The organism is Streptomyces sp. JB150 (assembly GCF_011193355.1).
Classification (GTDB): Bacteria; Actinomycetota; Actinomycetes; order Streptomycetales; family Streptomycetaceae; genus Streptomyces.
This window is the reverse complement of the sequence record NZ_CP049780.1, coordinates 3,957,072-3,978,000: the sequence shown is the minus strand read 5'-3', so window position 1 is coordinate 3,978,000 and position 20,929 is coordinate 3,957,072. Positions and strand designations below refer to the sequence as shown.

Sequence of the window (20,929 nt, the reverse complement as noted above, 5' to 3'; positions counted from 1 at the left end):
GTCATCCATACTGACGAAGGCAACGTACACAAAGTTGAGTCTATTCCACTCAAGGCGGATTGACCATGGCCACACACTCCCTCGATCCGGGTGCCCCGGACCCGGCGTTCCTCAGCTTCTGGCGCGAACGGCACCTGTGCACCCTGACGACCCCGCGCCCGGACGGCAGCCCGCACGTGGTCCCGGTGGGGGTGACGTACGACCCGGAGGCACGGCTGGCCCGGGTGATCACCAACAGGACGAGCGCGAAGGTGCGCCATGTGCGGGCGGCCGGGCCGCAGGGCGCGCGGGTGGCCGTCTGCCAGGTGGCCGGCAGGCGGTGGGCGACGCTGGAGGGCCGGGCCTTCGTGCGCACCGAGCCGGAGCGGGTGGCGGAGGCGGTACGGCGCTACGCCGAGCGCTACGAGCGGACGCCGGCCCCCAATCCGGACCGCGTGGTCATCGAGATCGAGCTGACCCGCGCGATGGGCAACGCCCGCCGGTCCGCGTGAGCGCGCGGCCGGGGACACGCGCGAGGAGCGGCTCGAGGGCCGCTTGAGGACCGGGGTCCAGGCGCGGGTTTCGGCCAACCGCCGATCCACCCGAACCCGTGGATAACGGCAGGAAACACAGCGGCGTCACCGTGTTCAGGTCACGGTGACGCCGCTGCGGGGGGAAGCACCTGCGCGATCTTTTACGACGGGGGAATCGCGTCAGGCGCTGCGGGGGGTGGCCGAGATGGTCATGGGGTCCGGGGTCTCCGGCTCCGCCAACCGGTGGTCGCGCTGGTCGAGGTTCACAAAGATCATTCCGTACCGGATGGCGCAGCGCACGGGCTGCGGCGCACCCCGGGGCCGGCGCAGGCACCGGTACGCCCGTACGTCCCCGTCCTCGTCCCGGGTGACGACGACCGGCTCACCGAACACGGTGACCATGAGCGAGTCACCGTTGTGGGGGATGGCGGTGGCCAGGTCGATGAAGTGCCAGCCGGAACGGTACGCGGTGGCCATTTCACGCCGGAAGGACCGGTCGTCGGGTGGGGTGGTCATGCGTCCGCGCCCGCCGGCTCCGACCAGCCGACGTCCTCGCCGCCGGCCACGACGCTCCAGCCGACGTCGCCGGGCGCGGCCTCGACGGACCAGCCGACGTCCCCGGTCACCGCCGCCGCGCTCTCCACCTGGGCAGGGGTCCGCCAGCCGACGTCGAGAGGACCGGCCGCACCGAAGGCCAGCGCCAGAGCAACGACGGCAGTAGCAAGCACCGAGCGAAGCATTCTCTTATTCATGGTCGGCTTCGTCCTCACTTGATGGCTTCCTCTCCCCCGCGGAACAAGACGATGGCTCATTCAGGCACGTCAATGCCACCGGGGGGATGCATCATGTTCCTGCACGTTCAGGACCCTGGGGGGTGGAGATTTGTCACCGAAGAGCACAAACCCGACACATCCTCACGGCATCACTGAGCTGTGCGCCGACGGATCGCGGTTGTACGCCGCGGCCCTCAGCTCCGGACGAATAGCGCGCGACGAGGTCAAGCCCGCTCCCTGCCTGCTTGAGTTCGCCCTGCTCCACCCCGACCCGGATGACGCGAACTGGTTGCGCCCCGTCCCCCCGTCCATCGTGCTGGCCCAGCAACTCCAGCCGCTGGAACGGGAGATACAGGACCGGCGGCGGCTGACCGTCGACCTCACGGACACCTTCCAGCCCTTCCTCGCCATCAGTGCCCAGCAACCGGCGGCCACGCATGCCATCACCGTGCTGGAGGGCATCGACCGGATCCACGCCGCGCTGGACGTGGCGATAGCCGAGGCCCGCACCGAGGTGCTGACCGTACAGCCCGGCGGCAGCAGGCCGGAGCACATCCTGAGCCAGGCGCTCAAGCGCAGCAAGCCGCTGATCGAGCGCGGGATCTCGGTGCGCACCCTCTACCAGCACACCGTGCGGCACAGTCAGGCCACCTTCGCGTACATGGACAAGATGGCCGGCGCGAAGGTCGAGATCCGCACGCTGGAGGAGCTGATCGAACGGCTCATCGTCTGTGACGCCACCGTCGCCTTCATCCCCGCCCAGGACGACCGCCAGGTCGCCCTCGAACTGCGCCACCCCGGACTGGTCCAGTACCTCATCAAGGTCTTCGAGCAACTGTGGCAGCGGGCCGTGCCGCTGATGGAGGAAGTGCCGTACGAGTCCACGCCGGAGGGCATCACCGGCGTCCAGCGCTCCATCGCGAAACTGCTCATCGAGGGCCACGTCGACGAGGCCATCGCCCGCCGCCTCGGCATGAACGTGCGCACCTGCCGGGCCCACATCGCCAAGCTCGCCGCCGCCCTCGGCAGCGGCAGCCGGGCCCAACTCGGCTATCTCATCGCCCGGTCGGGAATCCTGGAGCGCGACCGCTAGGGGGTGTCTCGCCAGCCGGGGGAGCGGCCCGCGGCGCCGTCGGTGGCGCTGCCGCGGCTGCCGTGCGCCGTCGAGGACGGCATCGGACCGGTGACCGGGAAACCCCAGAGCGCCCTGGAGGCGTCTGAGGCGGGCGTGGACGGCTCGGGAGTGCCGTGCGGGCCCGGTGTGGCCCCGGGGCGTCCGTCGGGGCCTGCGGGGCGGGCGGGGGCCTTCCCGGGTGCCGCGCGGCGGCGAGGGGTGCGTCCACGCGCCCGCCGCCGGCCCGTTGTCCCGCTCAGCGGACCCCCGGCGACTCCCGCCCCGGGACCGTGAGGCCCGCCGGGCGCGGCGGGCCGTCCAGGCCGACCTGGGCGATGCGGACGCCGAGCTGGGTGCGGCTGGCCGCGCCCAGCGTTTCGCAGAGGCGGGCGATGTGGGCGCGGCAGGTGCGGACGCTGATGCCGAGGCGTTCGGCGATCACCGCGTCCTGGTGGCCCTCGGCGAGCAGCGCGGCGATGGACTGCTCGCGGTGCGAGATGCCCTCGATGCCGGTGTCGGGCAGGGCAGCGGTGAGGGGGATGGCCAGGCGCCACAGGCGTTCGAAGACCGTCACCAGGTAGGCCACCAGGCCGGGATGGCGCAGTTCCAGGGCCATCGTGCGGTCGGGGTTGGCGGGGATGAAGGCGACCGTGCGGTCGAACAGGATCAGCCGCTCGATGACCTCGTCGAGGGTGCGCGCCTCGACCGCGTCGCCCATCAGCTCCAGGTAGTTGAGCAGCCCCTGCCCGTGCCGGGCGACGTGGTTGTACAGGTCCCGCATCCGCACGCCCCGCCCGCGCAGCGCCAGCGCCCGGTGCAGGCCCTCGGACAGCTCGTGCTCGCGCCGGATGCCGCCCGGCTGCACGGTCAGCACCTCGGTGGTGCACGCCGCCGTCGCCTCGTCCAGCGCCGCCTGGATGCGCGCCGGCCCGTCCAGGACCCGGATCGCCGCCGTACCCTCACCGCCGGCCGCGGAGGCCGCCGTACGGCCGCCCAGGCCCGCGTACCACTCCACGGCGGCCACCGCCGAGCCCACCCGCCGCTGGCTGGCGCTGATCTCGTCGTAGACGCCGCGCAGCAGCCGGGTCATGACCTCCTGCGGGGAAGTGGGCACCAGCCAGTCCATGTCGTCGGGATCCGGGTGCAGCAGCGCCAGCTCCAGCAGGCAGGGCACCGCCTCGGCGTCGCGGCGGGGCACGCGGCCGCGCCGTACGGCCCGGGAATACACCCGATCCCCGGCCTCGCACAGTCGGTCAGCACCGTGTGGATGCTCGTCCGTCCCGTGCCCGGCCATCGCCCATCCCACCCCCGGTTTCCACGTCTTCCGCAGCGCAACTATGCGCGGAGCGCACCTGCTCCGCAACACGCCTCTTCCCCCTGTGGCCGCTGGAAAGCCCCGGTATGCAGCGGTTCGCCCCCACCCCGGTCCGTCACATTCCGACAACGGATCGCGACGGCTCGTTGCCCGCGGCGCGCGTGCCGTCCCCCACGCCCCTCGCCCGTACGGGCGTACGGCGAAGGGGAGTTCACGCCCGTACGGCGTGAACTCCCCTTGACGCGCGCCCGGACGACGCCGCGGGCGCCGGCTACCTCAGGCCCAGCTCCGCGCAGGCCGCCTTGTACGGCCCGGCGCAGATCTCGGACACCTTGTAGATGCCGTCGGAGACGACGGTCTGCTTGATGTTCTGCCGGGTCAGCGCGACCACGGACACCAGCTGCGCCGGGATGTCCTTGTGGGTGGGGCTGTCGACCCGGTCGCGGGTCAGCGCGTCGAACTGGATGTCCTTGCCCTGCACCTTGGCGACGGCCATCTCGGCGGCGGCCTCGGCCTCGGCCGGGTAGGACTTGTAGACGCTCATGTACTGCTCGCCGCTCACGATCCGCTGCACGGCCGCCAGCTCGGCGTCCTGCCCGGTGACGGGCGGCAGCTTGGTCACCCCGGCGGCCTTCAGCGCCTCGATGACGCCGCCGGCCATGCCGTCGTTGGCGGAGTAGACGCCGGCGATGTTGCCCGCGCCGAGCACCTCGATCGCCTTGGCCATGTTGGCCTGGGCGTTCTCCGGCTTCCAGTCCTTGGTGTCGAAGGACGAGGCGATCGTCACCCGGCCGTTCAGCTCGGACAGCGCGCCCGCCTTGAACTGCTTGGCGTTCGGGTCGGTGGGCGAGCCGTTCATCATGACGATCTTGTCGGAGGTGTCGACGTCCGGGCCCATCGCCTCCAGCAGGGTGCGGCCCTGCACCTCGCCGACCAGCTCGTTGTCGAACGAGATGTACGCGTCGATCGGGCCCTCGGCCAGCCGGTCGTACGCGATGACCGGGATGCCCGCCTCCTTGGCCTTCTGCACGCCGGCGGCGATGGCGTGCGCGTCGACCGCGTCCAGCAGGATGACGTCCACCTGGTCGTCGATCATCTGCTGCAGCTGCTGGGCCTGCTTGGCGGCGTTCTGCTCGGCGTTGGCGTACGCGACCTTGCCGCGCCTGTCGGTGAGGGCGGCGACCTTGTCCCGGATGATGGGGTAGTCGAACTTCTCGTACCGGGTGTTCGCCTTCTCCGGGAGCAGCAGACCGACCGTGAGGTCGTCGCCCTTGGTCGGTGTCGCGTCGCCTCCGTCGCTTGTCGCGTTCAGCACACCGCAGCCGGCGAGCGACAGGGCCAACGAACACGCGGCCACGGACATGGCGATACGACGACGCATGGAAAGGCTCACTTCTAGGTGTCTTCCGGGGGTGTTTTCCGGACGGGGGCGCACCCTTGCGACCCATGTGACTGAAAAGCCAACGCGGCGTCGGGCCCCAGCGTCAAGCAAAACTACTTAACGAGATGACAACACCACATTCCGCTTCGTCTCGTACAACCCATCCGGCCCCGCGGGAGTCATAACCCCTACGGCCGCCGCACGGGGCGGCTCGTTTTCGACCGAAGGACCGAACGAACTCGGCCAGCCGCGCCACCGCCACGACCCTGACACTCCTTCACGAAGGCCGCGAGCCGGGACAGGCCGGACACAACAGACGAAGGGCCCGAAGGTGTCGTACCTCCGGGCCCCGCACGCGTGCGCCGCTTCGTCAGTCCGGCTGCTGCTGCCGCTTCGGCCGCCACACCACCAGCGCGCTGGACTGCTGTACCTCCTGGTACGGCACCAGGTCGCGCCGGTAGGAGGCGTGCACCGCGGCCTCGCGCTGGCGCATGGCCGCCGCCGCGCCGTCGAGGGCGGCCTCCAGCTCCGCGACCCGGGACTGCAACGCCGCGACCTGGTTCTCCAGTTCGATGATCCGCTTGATGCCGGCCAGGTTGATGCCCTCGTCCTGCGACAACTGCTGCACCTGGCGGAGCAGTTCGATGTCACGGGCCGAGTAACGGCGGCCCCGGCCGGCGGTGCGGTCGGGGGAGACCAGGCCCAGTCGGTCGTACTGGCGCAGGGTCTGCGGGTGCAGGCCGGACAGCTGGGCCGCCACCGAGATGACGTAGACCGGCGTGTCCTCGGTCAGTTCATACGGAGGAAAACCCCCGCGCTGGCGGGGACGACGGCCATCCATCTGACTCATGCTCCCTTCGCGGCCTGGAACAGCTCCGCCCGCGGGTCCTCGCCCGCGGTCGCCTCGCGATACGCCTCAAGCGCTTCACGAGCCTTCCCCGACAGGTCCTTCGGAACACTCACCTCCACGGTGACCAGCAGGTCACCGCGGGTGCCGTCCTTGCGGACCGCGCCCTTGCCCCGGGCCCGCATCGTACGGCCGTTCGGCGTGCCGGGGGGCAGTTTCAGGGTGACGGCCGGGCCGCCGAGGGTCGGGACCCGCACCTCGCCGCCGAGCGCCGCCTCCGCGAAGGTCACGGGGACGGTGACGGTGAGGTTGTCGCCCTTGCGGCCGAACACGGGGTGCTCCTTGACGTGGACCACCACGTACAGGTCGCCCGCCGGGCCGCCGCGCTCGCCCGGCGCGCCCTTGCCGCGCAGCCGGATGCGCTGCCCGTCGGACACCCCGGCGGGGATGCGCACCTGCATGGTGCGCGACGACTTGGCCCGGCCGCTGCCCTTGCAGATCTCGCAGGGGTGCTCGGCGATCAGGCCGCGGCCCTTGCAGTCGGGGCACGGGTCGGTGAGGGAGAAGCCGCCGCCGGAGCCGCGCGCCACCTGCCCGGTGCCGACGCAGGTCGGGCACACGCGCGGTGTGCCGTTCTTGTCGCCGGTGCCGGAGCAGGCCTTGCACGGCGCCTGTGACGACATCCGCAGCGGGACGGTGGCGCCCTCGATCGCCTCGGTGAAGCTCAGGGTGACCTCGGACTCGATGTCCTGGCCCCGCCGGGGCTGGGTGCGCGTGGCGCCCGCGCCGCCCCGGTTGAACAGGCCACCGAAGACGTCGCCGAGTCCGCCGCCGAAGCCGCCCCCGCCCTGGGCGCCGCCGAAGAGGTCGCCCAGGTCGAAGTTGAACGTGGCGCCGCCGGCGCCGGGACCGGGCCGGAAGCCGCCGTTGCCGAAGAGCGCGCGCGCCTCGTCGTACTCCTTGCGCTTCTTCGGGTCACCGAGGACGTCGTTCGCCTCGGAGATCTCCTTGAAGCGTTCCTCGGCCTTGGCGTTGCCCTTGTTGGCGTCCGGGTGGAACTCGCGGGCGAGCTTCCGGTACGCCTTCTTGATCTCGGCCTCGGTGGCGTCCTTGGGGACGCCGAGGACCTTGTAGTAGTCCTTCTCGATGAAGTCCTTGGTGCTCATCCCCGACGTCCCTCCTCTCCTGCGTACGCGATAACGTCAGCCCTCCTCCGGGCCACCGTTCTCCTTGTCGTCGGCCTTCTTGGCACCCTCCGCGCCCTGCTCGCCCTCGGCCTTGGCCGGCTGCGCGCCCGGCTGGGGCTCGGCGACGGCGACCCGCGCGGGGCGGATGGTGCGCTCGCCGATGCGGTACCCCGGCTGGAGGATCGCGACGCAGGTCGTCTCCGTGACGTCCGGCGCGTAGGAGTGCATCAGGGCCTCGTGGATCGTCGGGTCGAAGGGCTCGCCCTCCTTGCCGAACTGATGCAGGCCCATCTTCGCCGCCACGGTCTCCAGCGACTCGGCCACCGACTTGAAGCCGCCGACCAGTTCGCCGTGCTCGCGCGCGCGCCCGATGTCGTCGAGGACGGGCAGGAGCTCGGTCAGGAGGTTCGCCACGGCGATCTCCTTGACCGCGATCCGGTCGCGCTCGACCCGGCGGCGGTAGTTCTGGTACTCGGCCTGGAGGCGCTGGAGGTCCGCCGTGCGCTCGTTGAGCGCGGTGCGCACCTGGTCCAGCTGGGCCACCAGACCCGCTGTCTCGTTCGCGTCCCCGGCCGGGGCCGCCGCCTCCTCCGGGGTGGAGGAGTCGGCGGCCTTCGGCTCGGCGTCGTCAGGGGTGGCGCCGGAGGGGACGTCGGGCTTCTCCTCGAAGCCCGGGGTCTCCTCCGTCACGCCGCACCGTCCTTGCGCTCGTCGTCCACGATCTCGGCGTCCACGACGTCGTCGTCGGCCTTGGCCTCACCGGCACCGGCCGAGGCGCCGCCGGCGGCCTGCGCGGCCTGGGTGTCGGCGTACAGCGCCTGGCCCAGCTTCTGCGAGACGGCCGCGACCTTCTCGGTGGCGGTGCGGATCTCGGTGGTGTCCTCGCCCTTGAGCTTCTCCTTCAGCTCGGCGACGGCCTCCTCGACCTCGGACTTGATGTCGCCGGGGACCTTGTCCTCGTTGTCCTTGAGGAACTTCTCGGTCTGGTAGACCAGCGCCTCGCCCTGGTTGCGGGTCTCGGCGGCCTCGCGGCGCTTGTGGTCCTCCTCCGCGTAGCGCTCGGCCTCCTCGCGCATGCGGTCGACCTCTTCCTTCGGGAGCGAGGAGCCGCCGGTGACGGTCATCTTCTGCTCCTTGCCGGTGCCGAGGTCCTTCGCCGTGACGTGCATGATGCCGTTGGCGTCGATGTCGAAGGAGACCTCGATCTGCGGGACGCCGCGCGGCGCCGGGGGCAGACCGGTCAGCTCGAACATGCCGAGCTTCTTGTTGTAGGCCGCGATCTCGCGCTCGCCCTGGTAGACCTGGATCTGCACCGACGGCTGGTTGTCCTCGGCCGTGGTGAAGATCTCCGACCGCTTGGTCGGGATGGTGGTGTTCCGCTCGATCAGCTTGGTCATGATGCCGCCCTTGGTCTCGATGCCGAGGGACAGCGGGGTGACGTCGAGCAGCAGGACGTCCTTGACCTCGCCCTTGAGGACACCGGCCTGGAGCGAGGCGCCGATGGCGACGACCTCGTCCGGGTTCACACCCTTGTTGGCCTCCTTGCCGCCGGTCAGCTCCTTGACGAGCTCGGCGACGGCGGGCATACGGGTGGAGCCGCCGACGAGGACGACGTGGTCGATCTCGTTGATGGAGATGCCGGCGTCCTTAATGACGTTGTGGAACGGCGTCTTGCAGCGCTCCAGCAGGTCCGCGGTCAGCTGCTGGAACTGGGCGCGGGTCAGCTTCTCGTCGAGGTGCAGCGGGCCCTCGGCGGAGGCCGTGATGTACGGCAGGTTGATCGAGGTCTCGGTGGACGAGGACAGCTCGATCTTCGCCTTCTCGGCGGCCTCGCGCAGACGCTGCAGCGCCATCTTGTCCTTGGACAGGTCCACGCCGTGCCCGGCCTGGAACTGCTTGACCAGGTAGTCGACGACGCGCTGGTCCCAGTCGTCACCACCGAGGTGGTTGTCACCGTTGGTGGCCTTGACCTCGACGACACCGTCGCCGATCTCCAGCAGCGAGACGTCGAACGTACCGCCACCGAGGTCGAAGACGAGGATGGTCTGGTCGTCCTTGTCGAGGCCGTACGCCAGGGCGGCGGCCGTCGGCTCGTTGACGATCCGGAGCACGTTCAGACCGGCGATCTCGCCGGCCTCCTTGGTGGCCTGGCGCTCGGCGTCGTTGAAGTACGCCGGGACGGTGATGACCGCGTCGGTCACCTTCTCGCCCAGGTAGGCCTCGGCGTCCCGCTTCAGCTTCTGCAGCACGAAGGCGCTGATCTGCTGGGGGTTGAAGTCCTTGCCGTCCAGGTTGATCTTCCAGTCGGTGCCCATGTGGCGCTTGACCGACCGGATGGTCCTGTCGACGTTGGTGACGGCCTGACGCTTGGCCACCTCGCCGACCAGCACCTCACCGTTCTTGGCGAAGGCGACGACGGACGGCGTGGTCCTGGCGCCCTCGGCGTTGGTGATGACGGTGGGCTCGCCGCCCTCCAGAACGCTGACGACGGAGTTAGTCGTGCCCAGGTCGATGCCGACCGCACGTGCCATGGTTGATTCCTCCAGCGACTTGAGTGGAACAGGCTCAAGTGTGCCCCACACCATGCGCCGGGTCAACAGACCTGAGCCGACTGGGCTCAACTCTTATCCGTTCCTTACGCGCAAGTAACTCCCGACCTGCGCCGATGCCTTTCTGCGACGGCTCCTGCACAGGAAAACGACCATTCCGACGACCCCTGCGAGGACCCACCACACGGCTCCCGCCCCCACCGACCCGGTGTGCACCAGCACCCCGACGGCCACCCCGCCGAGCGCGCACCCGGCCGTGACGACCACGGCCCCCTGGGCGGTCATCCCCCGCCGCCGCAGCCGGCAGGCGAACCCGTCGGGGGTGTCGGCGGGAGCGCGGCCGGGGGTGTCGCCGCGGGCACGCCCCGGGGTGTCGGCGAAGACGCGCCCGGGAGTGTCGGCGGGGGCACGCCCCGGGGTGTCGGCGAAGGTGCGCCCGGAGACGCCGACGGGGCCGCGCCGCCGGGAAGGGCCGATCGCCGCCGCCCGCCGCCGGTCCCGCCACCGCGCCCCCGCCGCGAGGACCGGCTGGGCGGCGGCCACCGCGGTGAGCGCGAAGAGGACCGCCGCCGATTCCCCCGGCTCGCGGCCCGCGCGGGTGAGGACGGCCGCCGCCGCGAGCAGGAACCCGGTGAACAGGGACCCGCAGGCGCCCAGGCCGATCCGCGCGGGCGGCCAGTTGTGCATCAGGAACCCGGTCAGCGCCGCCGCCAGCACGCTCAGCAGCACCGCGAGCCCGTCCATCACCTCCGCCGCCGCGCACACCCCCGCCCCGAAGGCGGTGACGACCCCGACGGTGCCCGCCAGCCCGTCCGCGTGGTCGAGCGCCCGGAAGGCCAGCGCGATCGAGGCGACCCAGCCGGCGGCCAGCACCCCGCCGAGCACGCCGGTCTCCTCGTACGGCATCACCCAGGCGGCCGCCACCGCCGTACCGGCGAACAGGGCGCGGGTCCGCAGCGGCCGTACGTCGGCCACGAGGCCCAGCAGCGCGATGCCGGCCGCGGCGGCGAGCAGCGCCGCGACGCCCTCGCCGAGCGGGGCGACCGCGGTGAGGTCGCCGAGTGTCGCCACGCCCGCGGTCGGCAGCACCACGGCGACGCCGCCGAGCAGCGGCAGCGGGCGGTCGCGGCGGCGCCGGTCCAGCAGGCCGAGGCGCTGCGCGGGGGCGCGCAGCAGGGCCGCGAGGAGGGCGGCGGCGACGAGGGCGGCGGTGGCGGCGGCAATCCCGTAGAGCACGGAACTAAAGTAGGGGCGAATGTACCGATTTGATGCGAATAACACGATCGGTCGCCGCGAGGTCTCCCCCTCGTGCGCGGCCCGGTCGCCGTCGCCGTCGCCGCCACCCGCTGAGGCAACCCTCAGCGACTCAGATCACCCCGCGCCCGGCTACAGTGCGGCGGAAGATACGGGTAGTCTCAGACGGACTGCATAAGTTACCGCTTAGTAATCTCCCTCGCAGGCCCGAGGAGCCCCCATGCAACTCGCCGCGATCATCGTGTCGCTGGTCCTGACCGTGGTCGGCGTTGCGCTGCTCGCACGCGCGATCGGCCAGTTCGTCAGGTACTTCAAGCTGGGCCAGCCGGTCCCGGCAGGCACCCGGACGGACAACCCCTACCAGCGCAGCGTGACCCTGGTCCGCGAGTTCCTGGGACACACCCGGATGAACCGCTGGGGCATCATCGGCATCGCCCACTGGTTCGTCGCCATCGGCTTCCTGACGCTGCCGCCGACGATCATCACCGCGTACGGCCAGCTGTTCCGGGCCGACTGGACGCTGCCGGTGCTGGGCGGCTTCCTGCCGTACGAGATGTACATCGAGTTCATCGGCGCGATGACGACGCTGGGCATCGCCGTGCTGATGGTGATCCGCCTGCTGAACCTGCCGAGCCGGCCGGGCCGCAAGTCCCGCTTCGCCGGTTCGAAGATGGGCCAGGCCTACTTCGTCGAGTGGGTCATCCTCACCATCGGCCTCGCGATCTACATGCTGCGCGCGCTCGAGGGCGCCCTGCACCACGTGGACCACTACGAGGCGGCGTACTTCGCGTCGTACCCGGTGATCATGGTCCTCGACGGGCTGAGCGTCAGCGCGCTGCAGAACCTGGTCTACCTGTTCGCGATGATCAAGCTGAGCACGACCATGATCTGGATGATCACGGTCTCGCTCAACACCAACATGGGCGTGGCCTGGCACCGCTTCCTCGCCTTCCCGAACATCTGGTTCAAGCGCAACGCGGACGGTTCGACGGCGCTCGGCGCCCTGCAGCCCATGACCTCCGGCGGCAAGCCGATCGACTTCGCGGACCCGGGCGACGACGACGTCTTCGGCGTCTCCCAGGTCGAGCAGTTCTCGTGGAAGGGCCTGCTGGACTTCTCCACCTGCACCGAGTGCGGCCGCTGCCAGTCGCAGTGCCCCGCGTGGAACACCGGCAAGCCGCTCTCGCCGAAGCTGCTGATCATGTCCCTGCGGGACCACGCCCACGCCAAGGCGCCGTACCTGCTCGCGGGCGGCGGCAAGACGATGGAGGGCGAGGAGAAGGCGTCCGAGGAGCAGCTGAAGGACGTCCCCGCCGCCGCGCTGGCCGAGGCCGAGCGCCCGCTGGTCGGCACGCTGGAGGAGAACGGCGTCATCGACCCGGACGTCCTGTGGTCCTGCACCACCTGCGGCGCCTGCGTCGAGCAGTGCCCGGTGGACATCGAGCACATCGACCACATCGTCGACATGCGCCGCTACCAGGTGATGATCGAGAGCGCCTTCCCCTCCGAGGCGGGCACGATGCTCAAGAACCTGGAGAAGAAGGGCAACCCCTGGGGCCTGGCGAAGAAGCAGCGCCTGGAGTGGACCAAGGAAGTCGACTTCGAGGTGCCGGTCGTCGGCAAGGACATCGAGGACCTCTCCGAGGTCGAGTACCTCTACTGGGTCGGCTGCGCCGGCGCCCTGGAGGACCGCGCCAAGAAGACCACCAAGGCCTTCGCGGAACTCCTGCACATCGCGGGCGTCAAGTTCGCGATCATGGGCGGCGACGAGAAGTGCACGGGCGACTCCGCCCGCCGCCTGGGCAACGAGCCGTTGTTCCAGGAGCTGGGCATGGAGAACGTGATGGCGCTGAACACGGCGTTCGGCGAGGAGCTGGACGACGAGGGCAAGGTCGTCCCGGAGTCCGCGAAGCCGAAGTCGGCGAAGAAGATCGTCGCCACCTGCCCGCACTGCCTCAACACGCTCGGCAACGAGTACCCGCAGCTCGGCGGTGACTACGAGGTCATCCACCACACCCAGCTGCTGCAGCACCTCGTGGACGAGGGCAAGCTGATCCCGGTGACCCCGGTCGAGGGCATCATCACCTACCACGACCCGTGCTACCTGGGCCGCCACAACAAGATCTACACGCCTCCGCGCGAGATCATCGGCAAGGTCCCGGGCCTGCGCAACGAGGAGATGCACCGCCACAAGGAGCGCGGCTTCTGCTGCGGCGCGGGCGGCGCGCGCATGTGGATGGAAGAGCGCATCGGCAAGCGCATCAACAACGAGCGCGTCGACGAGGCCCTGTCGGTCAACCCCGACATCGTCTCGACGGCCTGCCCGTTCTGCCTGGTCATGCTCACCGACTCGGTCAACGGCAAGAAGAACGACGGCAAGGCCAAGGAGTCCATCCAGGTCGTCGACGTCGCCCAGCTCCTGCTGGACTCCGTCAAGACCCCCGCGGACCCGGAGGACCCGACGGGCCCCGCGGCCCCGGAGAACGCGCCGGAGCCGGAGCCGGTGAAGTAACGGCCCCACGGCCCCACGGCCCTACGGCACCCCTGACGCCCCTACGTCACCCGCGACGTGGGGGCGTCGGCCGTTTCCCCGCCGGCCGACGGTTACGGTGACCCGGGTGCCGGTCCGGGGCTTCGGCTAGCGTGACCCTCGTCCGGGGGAAGCGGCGGAAGGCTCGGCTCATGGGGACACTGGTCGGACTCGCCTCGGTGGCCGCCGCCGTGGGACTCGCCTGGGCGTGCCGGCAGGTCGGCCGCCTCGGCGTCGACCTCGTCCGGCAGACGCGGACCGCTCTGCGGGGCACGCGGGGAGTCAGGGCAACGTGCGTCGCCTCCGGCACGACGCGTCACACCTACCGCTTCGCCACCCCGGACGGCGTGAGCCGGGACGTCTACGTGCCGCGCACGTCGGAGCACGACCGCGGAAGGGTCGGCTCGCACGCCCGGCTGCGCTACCGGACGGATGACCCGGGCAGGGCCTCCTACGCCGTCGTGGACACGGTGGTCAGGCCGCTCGGCGCCGTCCTGTGGTTCCTCCTCGCGGCGTTCTGCGCCGCCAGTGCCGCGGTGCTCCTCGCCCTCGGCTGGGTCACGGTCTTCTAGGCCCCGCCTTCAGGCGTGCCGGCTATACGCCTGAACGGCCTCGGGACGAACTCGTCGCGTACAGGGGTGGGGGGATCATGTACGAGTTGGTCAAGGGCGCCCATGTGGGTCTGGCGGCCCTCAGCGACAGCGTCGAGTCCGTGTTCCTGAGCCTCGACTGGGCCAGCCAGACGGGCGAGGGCGACGCCGACGTCTCCGTCCTGTTGCTGAACACGGACCGCGAGGTCCGCAGTGACGCGGACTTCTCCTTCTACAACGACCCGGTGGCCGCCGACGGAAGCGTGCAGCTGCTGGGCAAGGCGCCGACGGGAAGCGGCAACCAGGACCGGACCGGCTTCGACCTGACGGCGGTCCCGCAGGACGTCGACCGGGTCGTCGTGGCCGCGAGCCGGTACGGCGGCGCCCACTTCGGCGAGCTGGACGACCCGCGGCTGACGCTGTCCGACAGCTCCGGCGACGGCCTGCTCACCTTCGCGGTCGAGGACGCCGGTTCGGTGAGCGCGTTCATCTTCGGTGAGCTGTACCGCCGCGCCGGAGAGTGGAAGATCCGGGCGGTCGGGCAGGGCTACGACTCCGGCCTGGCGGGTCTGGCCACGGACTTCGGCGTGGACATCGAGGACGACGCCGAAGCGGCGGCAGCCGCCGATGCGGCCGAAGCAGCCGAGAGAGCCGAAGCAGTTGAAGCCGCCGAAGCTGGCCGAGGCGCCCGCGGATCTCCACGTCGAGACCCTGGTCGAGGGGGAGACGGGCGGGCCGCGAGGCACCCTGGAACGGCTGCGCCCGGAGCCGGGGGACATGCTGCCGAAGAACGGCGCGCAGACACCGGTTTCCGGCTGTCCCTCTTCAAGGGCATGGGCAGCAGCCGCGGAAGCACCGAGACGGGCTTCATCCGCAGTGTGGACGACGCCGTGCACCGGTTCTACGCCACGGTGGTGACCCACCTGGACCGTCAGGCGCCTCAGCGCACCCCGCGGACGGAGACGGAACCGGTGGCGCGCTGACCCGCCGGCACCTCGGCGGCACGCGGCGCGGCCGTCAGCGCGGGGCCGGTGAAGCCGTCTCGTCGGCCTTGATGTCGAAGTCGATCCGGTCCCCGTCGACGGAGGTGACCTTGACCGTCACGCCCAGCGTGCTGCCGTCGTCCGCGGTGAGGGTGCAACGGGTGGTCGTACCGACCTTGCCGGTGAGGTCCTCGGGGCAGGCGACGTCCGGCTTCGGCTGCCCGGTGGTGGCCGCCAGCTTCTCGGCAACCGTGTCGGCCAGCTTCCCGGAGGACAGCTTCGGCTCGCCGTCGCCGGCACCGACCGAGGCCGAGCAGCCGACGAGCAGCGCGCCGACGGCCCAGGTCGCAAGGCTCCGGGCTACTGCGGGCAAGCGCGGCGTGGTCATGGCTGACTCCATTCGAATACCAGGACAGAGAGACGCCGGAAGCATAGTGGTCATGGTTGACTCCCAGGCGGGGCTGTATCCGTCAGCACGTCTTCATCACCACGTGCTCACAGCTTGCCGAACACCACTCCGCGCCACGTCCAGCCCGACTTCAGGACAGCGTCGCGCAGCGGGTTGCGCAGCTCCGCGCCGTCGAAGCGGAAGGTCTCCGTCACCTCGAGCCGACCGCTCTCCCCCCGACCGATCGTCCAGTGACGGGAAACGGTTCGGTCCGGGCCGCGCGAGTACTGCGACGAGATCTGAAGCCTCGGCGGATCGCCGACGCGCGTGACCTCCCACTGTTCCTCAAGAGCACGCACCTCGTGCTCCGCCTGGACCAGTCGCATGCGGATCCGCACGGCACGCGTCAGCTGGGACTCCAGGAAGAAGGCCTGCCAAGCAGGCTCCGCCATCCGCCACTCCGCCACCAGGTCGGCGTCCTCCGCTGCACCGTCTCGGATGACGTACGGCACGTCAGAACGGTTCAGTCCCAACAGCGCCGTCCGGACCTCCTCAAGCGGGGCCGGTGTGACACCGTCGTCGGGACGCCTGGTACCGGTCAGCTTGTCGAAGAGTCCCATGAGTTCAACCTAAGAGAGGGCGGGCCGCCGGTTCAACATCGACCGAGCCGGAGCGACACGCGTTGTCGGACGATCGGAGCAAGTCGCTAAGAAGACGCCGCGGTGTCCGGGCGCACCGTACGGACGAAGTCCTGGAAGTCCTCCAGGACCTCGGGGAACTGCAAGGCAGTGGCCGTCAGGACGAGTCGGAGCACCACCCGTCGGGTCGGATCGGTGACATCCAGCATGGACAGATACGCCTGCGCCTGAACGAGGTCCTGGTACGCGCCTTTGACCACGGCCGACACGGCCAGTGTCTGCGTGAGGCCGGGCGCTTCCGCGGAGCCGATCTCGCGGCGCGTGGTCACCTCGACGGAGCCGACGGCCCGGCGCATGCGCTCAACCGAGGCGTCGGCGATCTCTCGCAGCGTAGCGCCGTCAGGGCGGTACTCCCCGTCGATCGTGATGTTCGCTGTGAATCCAGCGTCCGGCCGCGGATGAAGAGCCACGAACGCGGCACCGGGTGCGCCGGTCGCGTCCGGAGAGGCAGCGCGCCAGCCCTCCGGCAACTCGAACGCGATGGGCACGGGGAGGGTCGTCGCCATGGTGAGCACTCCTAGTTACGGCTGAAAGCGGTGGCACGGGGGGCGTACCTCAGAACACACTGCCCAGAACGTCCCCCACCGCGTCGGCCGCTCCGCCTGCGGTGTCGATGACCTTCCCGGGGTTGAGAGTGAACTCGAACCCGAGGCCGCCGCCCAGAAGCGGGGACGCACCCACCTTGGGGCCGACGTGCCAGGTGCCGTTCGCATCCTTGCTGAAGTTGAAGCTCGCCTCCGCGCCGGGCCCCGCCCAGCCCTCCGCCGTGATACCTGCCCCGATGCCGCCGATGTCCGCCCCCGCCGAGACGGACCCTTTGGCCCCCGCGAATGCCTCGGCTCCCAGGTGCACACCGTCCACCCCCGCTCCCGCGTTGACCCCTGCCTCCGCGCCGACCATCGTCTCCGCCCGTCCGTAGACACCGATGGGACCGGCGTCGGCCGTGCCGGAAGCAGTGGCCTCGGCGCCCGCGAAACCCGACGCGCCGCTGTTGAACCCCTCGTTCGTGACGGTGGCACTCGCGGACGCCTTGGCGCCGGCGTACGCCTCTGCTTCCCCGGCGAGTTTCATCGGTCCGTTGGTGAGCGAGCCCTCCGCGCCGGCCCGGCCGAGGTCGGCATGTGCTTCGGCCTCGCCCAGCTTCCCGCTCTTGGCGTCGGGGCCGGTAACGGACGTACCGGTTTCCGGTCCGGAGGTCGAGGTCTCCCCTTCGGCGACCCATCCCTCCTTCTTCTTCTGGGCTTCCTTCTTGGCTTCCGCCGCCGCAGCGGCCTCGTACTTCTCGATGTCGCCCTGCGCCTGGCCGTTGAAGCCGGTGAGCGTGCCGTCGCTGAGGTCGGAGTCGAGCACCACCGCCTTGAGGGCGATCTCGACCCCGGCGTCGGCTTCACCGACATGCTTCACGAGCTGGTCGATGCGCGCCTGCCACGAGGCGACGGCCTTGCTCACGGACTGCTGATAATCGGGATCGTGGTGCAGGGCGTTGCGCTCGCCGTCGGTGAGCTTCGTGGTGTCGAAGGAGACCACACCCTGCTCAGACACCGCCATGCCCGCTTCGATGGCGTCCTTACGAGCCGACTCGAGTTTCTTCCGCAGATCCGTGAACTGGGTATGGGCGTCCCGCAGCAGGGAGGCGACCGCCTTCGCCTCTGTCTGCGCGTTCTGGAACTCCCTCAACGTGATGTCGAAGCGCTTGTTGGCGGCGTCCGCGCTGAGTCCCGTCCAGCTCTGCCCCATGGAAATGCCGTGTACATCCCGCTTATAGGCGGTCTCCTGCGTGTGGAACGCCTTGGCCATCCCGTCCCAACGGTCGGCAGCCGTGGTGAGTGCGGACAGATCGGTCGCCATGATCTCGGCGTAAGTCGGCATCGGGTCCCCGTGTTCGTGGCGGTAACGGCCGGCCAGGCGCAGCGGCCGTCGAGCTGGACGCTGGGCGGCGCGGTCAGAAGGTGTCGATCACGGACACGGCACGGGCATCGACGCCGGTCTGGAGGTCCGCGCCCTGGAGCACCGTGTTGGCGCCCCGCAACGCGGCCTTCTCCGACGCGAGCCGGTTCATCAGGTTCCGCACCTGCTCACCCCAGGTCGTGTGCGCCGTCTTCAAGGCCCCCGAGGTGCGCCATCCGTCACGGAAGGCCTTGACCGCGTCGTTGGTCTCCGTGTCCGCGAAGTCGCCGGCCTTGCGCGTCCCGGGTTCGATCTCGTCCTCGATGGCCTTCGCCGCGGCCTTCTTCTCTGCTGGAGATGACGTGAGATCAGTCTGACCACCCGAGCCGCCGGGGTCGGCGGGCAACTGGTTCAGTCGCATCCCGACAGTCTGCTGCGTCACGTCACTCCCCGTCCGTCCCGATCACGGGACTGTCCGGACCCTGCTCTGCCGATACCTCACCGCGAGGATGCACAGGCGCACCGGCTCCCACTTGACGACCATCCGTACACTAGCGCGCTCCGCTGTGGGTCTCGAAAGCCCTTGATTTCAACGGGACTTCTCTTCACAGCCTCTTTGCACTTCATGGCGCCAGGAGGCGAGTTCGCCGCCCCGGGGCACCGGGTGAGGGTACGGCCGAGAGGCGAGCCAAGTCCTCTCGGCCATCCCCGTCTACTCTCCCTTCGGCGCCGCCTGCTGCACGACCTCGAACGACCACAGCGTGGACCCGGTCGCGGCCGGCTTCGGACGCTCCGCGCCCTCGCCACCGCCCTGGCCCTGGCCCGCGCCACCCTGGTGGGCCGCCTTCATCGGGCCCTCCATCCACGCCTGGAACGACTCCTCGTCCCGCCACCGCGTGTACACCAGGTAGTTGTCGGTGCCCTCGACGGGGCGCAGCAGCTCGAACCACTCGAAGCCGTCGGAGGACTCCACCGCGTGGGCGCGGGACGCGAACCGCTTCTCCAGCACCTCCCGCTGCTCGGCGGGCACGGTCAGCACGTTGATCTTCACTACGCTCATGACCCCATCCTGCCGGACGCCTCCCGCCGATCCGCGCGTCGGCCGCCCCCGGCCGTCAGTACGCCGAGACCGGCCCCCAGGACGACCAGCCCGCCCCATGACAGGACGGGCAGGCGTTCGCCGAGGACGGTCACGCCGAGCACCGCGGCGACGGCCGGCTCGGCGAGGGTGAGGGTCGTCGCCACGGACGCCGGGGTGGCGCGCAGGCCGCGGCCGAAGAGGCGGTACGCCAGGCAGACGGTGAAGAGGGCGAGGTACAGCGCCACCGCCGCGCCCCGCGTCTCGGTCAGCCACCGCGTGTCCGTGCCCGCCACGACCGGCAGCACCAACACGCCCGCCGCCCCGAACAGCACGCCCATCACCGCGTCCGAGGAGTGCCCGTCCGCGATCAGCCGGCCGCCGATCAGCGAGTAGAGCGCGTACGACAGCCCGGCGCAGGCGGCCAGCAGGACGCCGGTGGGGTCCACCGGCGTGCCGGATCCGCTGAACCCGGGGCCCAGCACCAGCAGCGCGCAGCCGAGCACGGCCGCCGCGGTGGCGCAGGTCCAGCGGGTGGTGGGGCGGGAGCGGCCCAGCGCCCAGGAGAGCAGGCCGACGAAGACCGGCGCGCTGCCAAGCGCGATCACGGTGGCCACGGCGACGCCGGTGCGGGCGGTCGCCGGGTAGAAGGTGAGCGGGTACCCGGCCACCGCGAGCGCGCCGAGCAGCAGCAGCCACCGTTCGCGGCGGGTGCAGGCGGCGGGCAGCGCGCGGGCGGCGCGGGAGGTGACGTAGAGCAGGAGACCGCCGAGGGTGAGGCCCGCGCAGCCGATGGCCGCCGCGGGCGCGCCGGCCGGGGCGAGGGAGCCGGCGGTTCCGGTGGTGCCCCACAGGACGGCCGAGATGAGGATGGGGGCGGGGCCGCCGAGGAGACCGGCGAGCGGCGTGCGCGGGCGTGCGGCAGCCGTGGAGGAGGTGCGGTTCGGCACTGTCGTGAATCTTCCGTCGTCGTATGCGTCCGGGACCGGTCGGTGAGTCCGAGAACGGGCGCGCGACGACGACCCCCGACGGCTCGGCGAGCCGGCGGCCCGGCGGGCCGGTCGGGGATCGGATCAGACGGTCGGTCCGCCGTCCGCGCCCGTCAGGCGCGGAGCGGCGGCAGTACGACGTGCCAGTAGGTCTTCATGCCGCGATTGTATGCGGCAACCCCGCGGCGGCCCCTGCGGCAGTCCGGGGCAGTCCGGCGGCGGTCACGGCCGCTGCCACAGGCAGCCGCCGTCACAGATAGTCGAAGAACCGCGTCCACCAGGTCACCTCCCCCGGAGGGTCCGCGTCCGCGAGCCACGTCACCCCGTCGTACTCGCGCAGCAGCAGCCGCGGCGGCACCAGGGTGTACTCCAGCTCGGCCAGCGCGCTCACGACGTGCCGGCGGTCCCCTTCGGACAGGGCGCCGGCCGCCACGGCCGCGTCCAGGTCCGGGTGGCTGTCCGGCTGGGGCGTGGTCACCACGGCGAGGTCGCCGTAGTTGCTCAGCCGTACGCAGATCCACTGCTTGGCCTCCGTCACCCCGGGCGGGATGCGCAGGCCGAAGGAGAAGGAGGCGTCCTGGATGCCCTCGTCCAGGCGGACGGGCTGATCGCGCTCCGGGGTGCCGAAATCCTCGTTCAGGCGCTTCCTGAGCTTGATGGCGCGGATACGGGCGCTCATGAGGTCGAAGCCGTCGGGGAATTGCAGGTGCTCCGGCCCGGGGAGGCGGTCCAGGGTATGGAGGAGGTCGATGATGCTCCGGTCGTCGTCCACGACGGTCAGCCTAGGACCGTTTCGCGGCCGCCGTGCACTTCCGGTCAACGAAGTTCGTACTATCCGCCTTTCTCGAACAGGT

At 70.7% G+C, this 20,929-nt stretch carries 21 protein-coding genes and 1 pseudogene; 5 read left to right on the top strand and 17 right to left on the bottom strand.

Translation table 11 applies throughout. The annotated features are described in order from the left end of the window. The first annotated feature begins 65 nt into the window (after positions 1–65). Positions 66–491, top strand: a complete 426-nt coding sequence (locus tag G7Z13_RS18595; protein WP_166000758.1) for a TIGR03618 family F420-dependent PPOX class oxidoreductase — start codon at positions 66–68, stop codon at positions 489–491. Positions 492–692: 201 nt separating this feature from the next. Here the strand turns inward: G7Z13_RS18595 and G7Z13_RS18590 are convergent, their stop codons facing one another. Together G7Z13_RS18590 and G7Z13_RS33360 are read right to left on the bottom strand one after the other, a co-directional pair. Next, the gene (locus G7Z13_RS18590; protein ID WP_043502721.1) at positions 693–1,028 is read right to left on the bottom strand and encodes a hypothetical protein; all 336 of its coding nucleotides are present in this window, start codon (positions 1,026–1,028) and stop codon (positions 693–695) included. Next, positions 1,025–1,240: a hypothetical protein gene (locus G7Z13_RS33360; protein WP_206313098.1), complete on the bottom strand. Its 216-nt coding sequence runs from the start codon at positions 1,238–1,240 to the stop codon at positions 1,025–1,027. Before G7Z13_RS33360 ends, G7Z13_RS18590 begins: the two co-directional genes overlap by 4 nt. Before the next feature lie 154 nt (positions 1,241–1,394). On the opposite strand from G7Z13_RS33360, the gene G7Z13_RS18580 reads away from it, so the two are divergent. Then, positions 1,395–2,378, top strand: coding sequence for a helix-turn-helix transcriptional regulator (locus G7Z13_RS18580; RefSeq protein ID WP_166000756.1), 984 nt, complete (start codon positions 1,395–1,397; stop codon positions 2,376–2,378). Positions 2,379–2,655: 277 nt separating this feature from the next. Here the strand turns inward: G7Z13_RS18580 and G7Z13_RS18575 are convergent, their stop codons facing one another. The 7 genes from G7Z13_RS18575 to G7Z13_RS18545 all read right to left on the bottom strand — a co-directional run bounded on the left by G7Z13_RS18575 (position 2,656) and on the right by G7Z13_RS18545 (position 10,914). Further along, complete coding sequence (locus tag G7Z13_RS18575; RefSeq protein WP_166000754.1) at positions 2,656–3,693, bottom strand: helix-turn-helix transcriptional regulator; 1,038 nt, start codon at positions 3,691–3,693, stop codon at positions 2,656–2,658. Between the two features lie 292 nt (positions 3,694–3,985). Then, the gene (locus G7Z13_RS18570; protein ID WP_166000752.1) at positions 3,986–5,095 is read right to left on the bottom strand and encodes a substrate-binding domain-containing protein; all 1,110 of its coding nucleotides are present in this window, start codon (positions 5,093–5,095) and stop codon (positions 3,986–3,988) included. 370 nt (positions 5,096–5,465) lie between these two features. Continuing rightward, entirely contained in the window at positions 5,466–5,945 is a 480-nt protein-coding gene (locus tag G7Z13_RS18565; RefSeq protein ID WP_277347410.1) for a helix-turn-helix domain-containing protein, read from the bottom strand. Continuing rightward, positions 5,942–7,108, bottom strand: a complete 1,167-nt coding sequence (dnaJ, locus tag G7Z13_RS18560; RefSeq protein WP_166000750.1) for a molecular chaperone DnaJ — start codon at positions 7,106–7,108, stop codon at positions 5,942–5,944. Before dnaJ ends, G7Z13_RS18565 begins: the two co-directional genes overlap by 4 nt. 36 nt (positions 7,109–7,144) lie before the next feature. Then, positions 7,145–7,819 carry a nucleotide exchange factor GrpE gene (grpE, locus tag G7Z13_RS18555; RefSeq protein ID WP_166000748.1) on the bottom strand — a complete coding sequence of 225 codons (675 nt, stop codon included), beginning with the start codon at positions 7,817–7,819 and terminating at the stop codon, positions 7,145–7,147. Then, positions 7,816–9,660, bottom strand: a complete 1,845-nt coding sequence (dnaK, locus tag G7Z13_RS18550) for a molecular chaperone DnaK (protein WP_166000746.1) — start codon at positions 9,658–9,660, stop codon at positions 7,816–7,818. Before dnaK ends, grpE begins: the two co-directional genes overlap by 4 nt. Positions 9,661–9,753: 93 nt before the next feature. Next, entirely contained in the window at positions 9,754–10,914 is a 1,161-nt protein-coding gene (locus G7Z13_RS18545) for an MraY family glycosyltransferase (RefSeq protein WP_166000744.1), read from the bottom strand. Between the two features lie 238 nt (positions 10,915–11,152). Between G7Z13_RS18545 and G7Z13_RS18540 the strand changes: the two genes are divergently transcribed. From G7Z13_RS18540 to G7Z13_RS33710, 3 genes and pseudogenes are all read left to right on the top strand, one after another. Further along, positions 11,153–13,444: a (Fe-S)-binding protein gene (locus G7Z13_RS18540; protein ID WP_166000742.1), complete on the top strand. Its 2,292-nt coding sequence runs from the start codon at positions 11,153–11,155 to the stop codon at positions 13,442–13,444. Between the two features lie 170 nt (positions 13,445–13,614). Further along, positions 13,615–14,034: a hypothetical protein gene (locus G7Z13_RS18535; protein WP_166000740.1), complete on the top strand. Its 420-nt coding sequence runs from the start codon at positions 13,615–13,617 to the stop codon at positions 14,032–14,034. A 77-nt stretch (positions 14,035–14,111) separates the two neighbouring features. Further along, positions 14,112–14,660: pseudogene (locus tag G7Z13_RS33710) on the top strand (TerD family protein); the annotation flags it as partial. A gap of 409 nt (positions 14,661–15,069) precedes the next feature. On the opposite strand, the gene G7Z13_RS18525 reads toward G7Z13_RS33710, so the two are convergent. The 8 genes from G7Z13_RS18525 to G7Z13_RS18490 all read right to left on the bottom strand — a co-directional run bounded on the left by G7Z13_RS18525 (position 15,070) and on the right by G7Z13_RS18490 (position 20,847). Beyond that, on the bottom strand, positions 15,070–15,423 hold the full coding sequence (locus tag G7Z13_RS18525; protein ID WP_166000737.1) for a DUF4333 domain-containing protein: 354 nt from the start codon (positions 15,421–15,423) through the stop codon (positions 15,070–15,072). Between the two features lie 107 nt (positions 15,424–15,530). Beyond that, positions 15,531–16,043 (bottom strand): hypothetical protein, encoded by a 513-nt coding sequence (locus tag G7Z13_RS18520; RefSeq protein WP_166000735.1) that lies wholly within the window; start codon positions 16,041–16,043, stop codon positions 15,531–15,533. An 86-nt stretch (positions 16,044–16,129) separates the two neighbouring features. Continuing rightward, entirely contained in the window at positions 16,130–16,627 is a 498-nt protein-coding gene (locus G7Z13_RS18515) for a hypothetical protein (RefSeq protein ID WP_166000733.1), read from the bottom strand. A gap of 49 nt (positions 16,628–16,676) precedes the next feature. Further along, a complete protein-coding gene (locus tag G7Z13_RS33355; protein ID WP_206313097.1) occupies positions 16,677–17,969 on the bottom strand; it encodes a hypothetical protein in 1,293 nt (430 codons plus the stop codon). A 94-nt stretch (positions 17,970–18,063) separates the two neighbouring features. Continuing rightward, positions 18,064–18,450, bottom strand: a complete 387-nt coding sequence (locus G7Z13_RS18505; RefSeq protein ID WP_346767993.1) for a hypothetical protein — start codon at positions 18,448–18,450, stop codon at positions 18,064–18,066. 270 nt (positions 18,451–18,720) lie between these two features. Further along, positions 18,721–19,068, bottom strand: a complete 348-nt coding sequence (locus tag G7Z13_RS18500; RefSeq protein WP_166000731.1) for an antibiotic biosynthesis monooxygenase — start codon at positions 19,066–19,068, stop codon at positions 18,721–18,723. Then, positions 19,065–20,036, bottom strand: coding sequence for an EamA family transporter (locus G7Z13_RS18495; RefSeq protein WP_166000729.1), 972 nt, complete (start codon positions 20,034–20,036; stop codon positions 19,065–19,067). Before G7Z13_RS18495 ends, G7Z13_RS18500 begins: the two co-directional genes overlap by 4 nt. A 289-nt stretch (positions 20,037–20,325) precedes the next feature. Further along, positions 20,326–20,847 (bottom strand): hypothetical protein, encoded by a 522-nt coding sequence (locus G7Z13_RS18490; protein WP_240926261.1) that lies wholly within the window; start codon positions 20,845–20,847, stop codon positions 20,326–20,328. Between the last annotated feature and the right edge of the window lie 82 nt (positions 20,848–20,929).

Bases quoted from the DNA above. Each gene is read 5' to 3' on its own strand.
- G7Z13_RS18525 (WP_166000737.1), bottom strand. From the start codon at position 15,423: ATGACCACGCCGCGCTTGCCCGCAGTAGCCCGGAGCCTTGCGACCTGG.
- G7Z13_RS18575 (WP_166000754.1), bottom strand. From the start codon at position 3,693: ATGGCCGGGCACGGGACGGACGAGCATCCACACGGTGCTGACCGACTG.
- dnaJ (WP_166000750.1), bottom strand. From the start codon at position 7,108: ATGAGCACCAAGGACTTCATCGAGAAGGACTACTACAAGGTCCTCGGC.
- G7Z13_RS18515 (WP_166000733.1), bottom strand. From the start codon at position 16,627: ATGGCGACGACCCTCCCCGTGCCCATCGCGTTCGAGTTGCCGGAGGGC.
- G7Z13_RS18535 (WP_166000740.1), top strand. From the start codon at position 13,615: ATGGGGACACTGGTCGGACTCGCCTCGGTGGCCGCCGCCGTGGGACTC.
- G7Z13_RS18540 (WP_166000742.1), top strand. From the start codon at position 11,153: ATGCAACTCGCCGCGATCATCGTGTCGCTGGTCCTGACCGTGGTCGGC.
- G7Z13_RS33355 (WP_206313097.1), bottom strand. From the start codon at position 17,969: ATGGCGACCGATCTGTCCGCACTCACCACGGCTGCCGACCGTTGGGAC.
- G7Z13_RS18520 (WP_166000735.1), bottom strand. From the start codon at position 16,043: ATGGGACTCTTCGACAAGCTGACCGGTACCAGGCGTCCCGACGACGGT.
- G7Z13_RS18570 (WP_166000752.1), bottom strand. From the start codon at position 5,095: ATGCGTCGTCGTATCGCCATGTCCGTGGCCGCGTGTTCGTTGGCCCTG.
- dnaK (WP_166000746.1), bottom strand. From the start codon at position 9,660: ATGGCACGTGCGGTCGGCATCGACCTGGGCACGACTAACTCCGTCGTC.
- G7Z13_RS18590 (WP_043502721.1), bottom strand. From the start codon at position 1,028: ATGACCACCCCACCCGACGACCGGTCCTTCCGGCGTGAAATGGCCACC.
- G7Z13_RS18565 (WP_277347410.1), bottom strand. From the start codon at position 5,945: ATGAGTCAGATGGATGGCCGTCGTCCCCGCCAGCGCGGGGGTTTTCCT.
- G7Z13_RS18595 (WP_166000758.1), top strand. From the start codon at position 66: ATGGCCACACACTCCCTCGATCCGGGTGCCCCGGACCCGGCGTTCCTC.
- G7Z13_RS18500 (WP_166000731.1), bottom strand. From the start codon at position 19,068: ATGAGCGTAGTGAAGATCAACGTGCTGACCGTGCCCGCCGAGCAGCGG.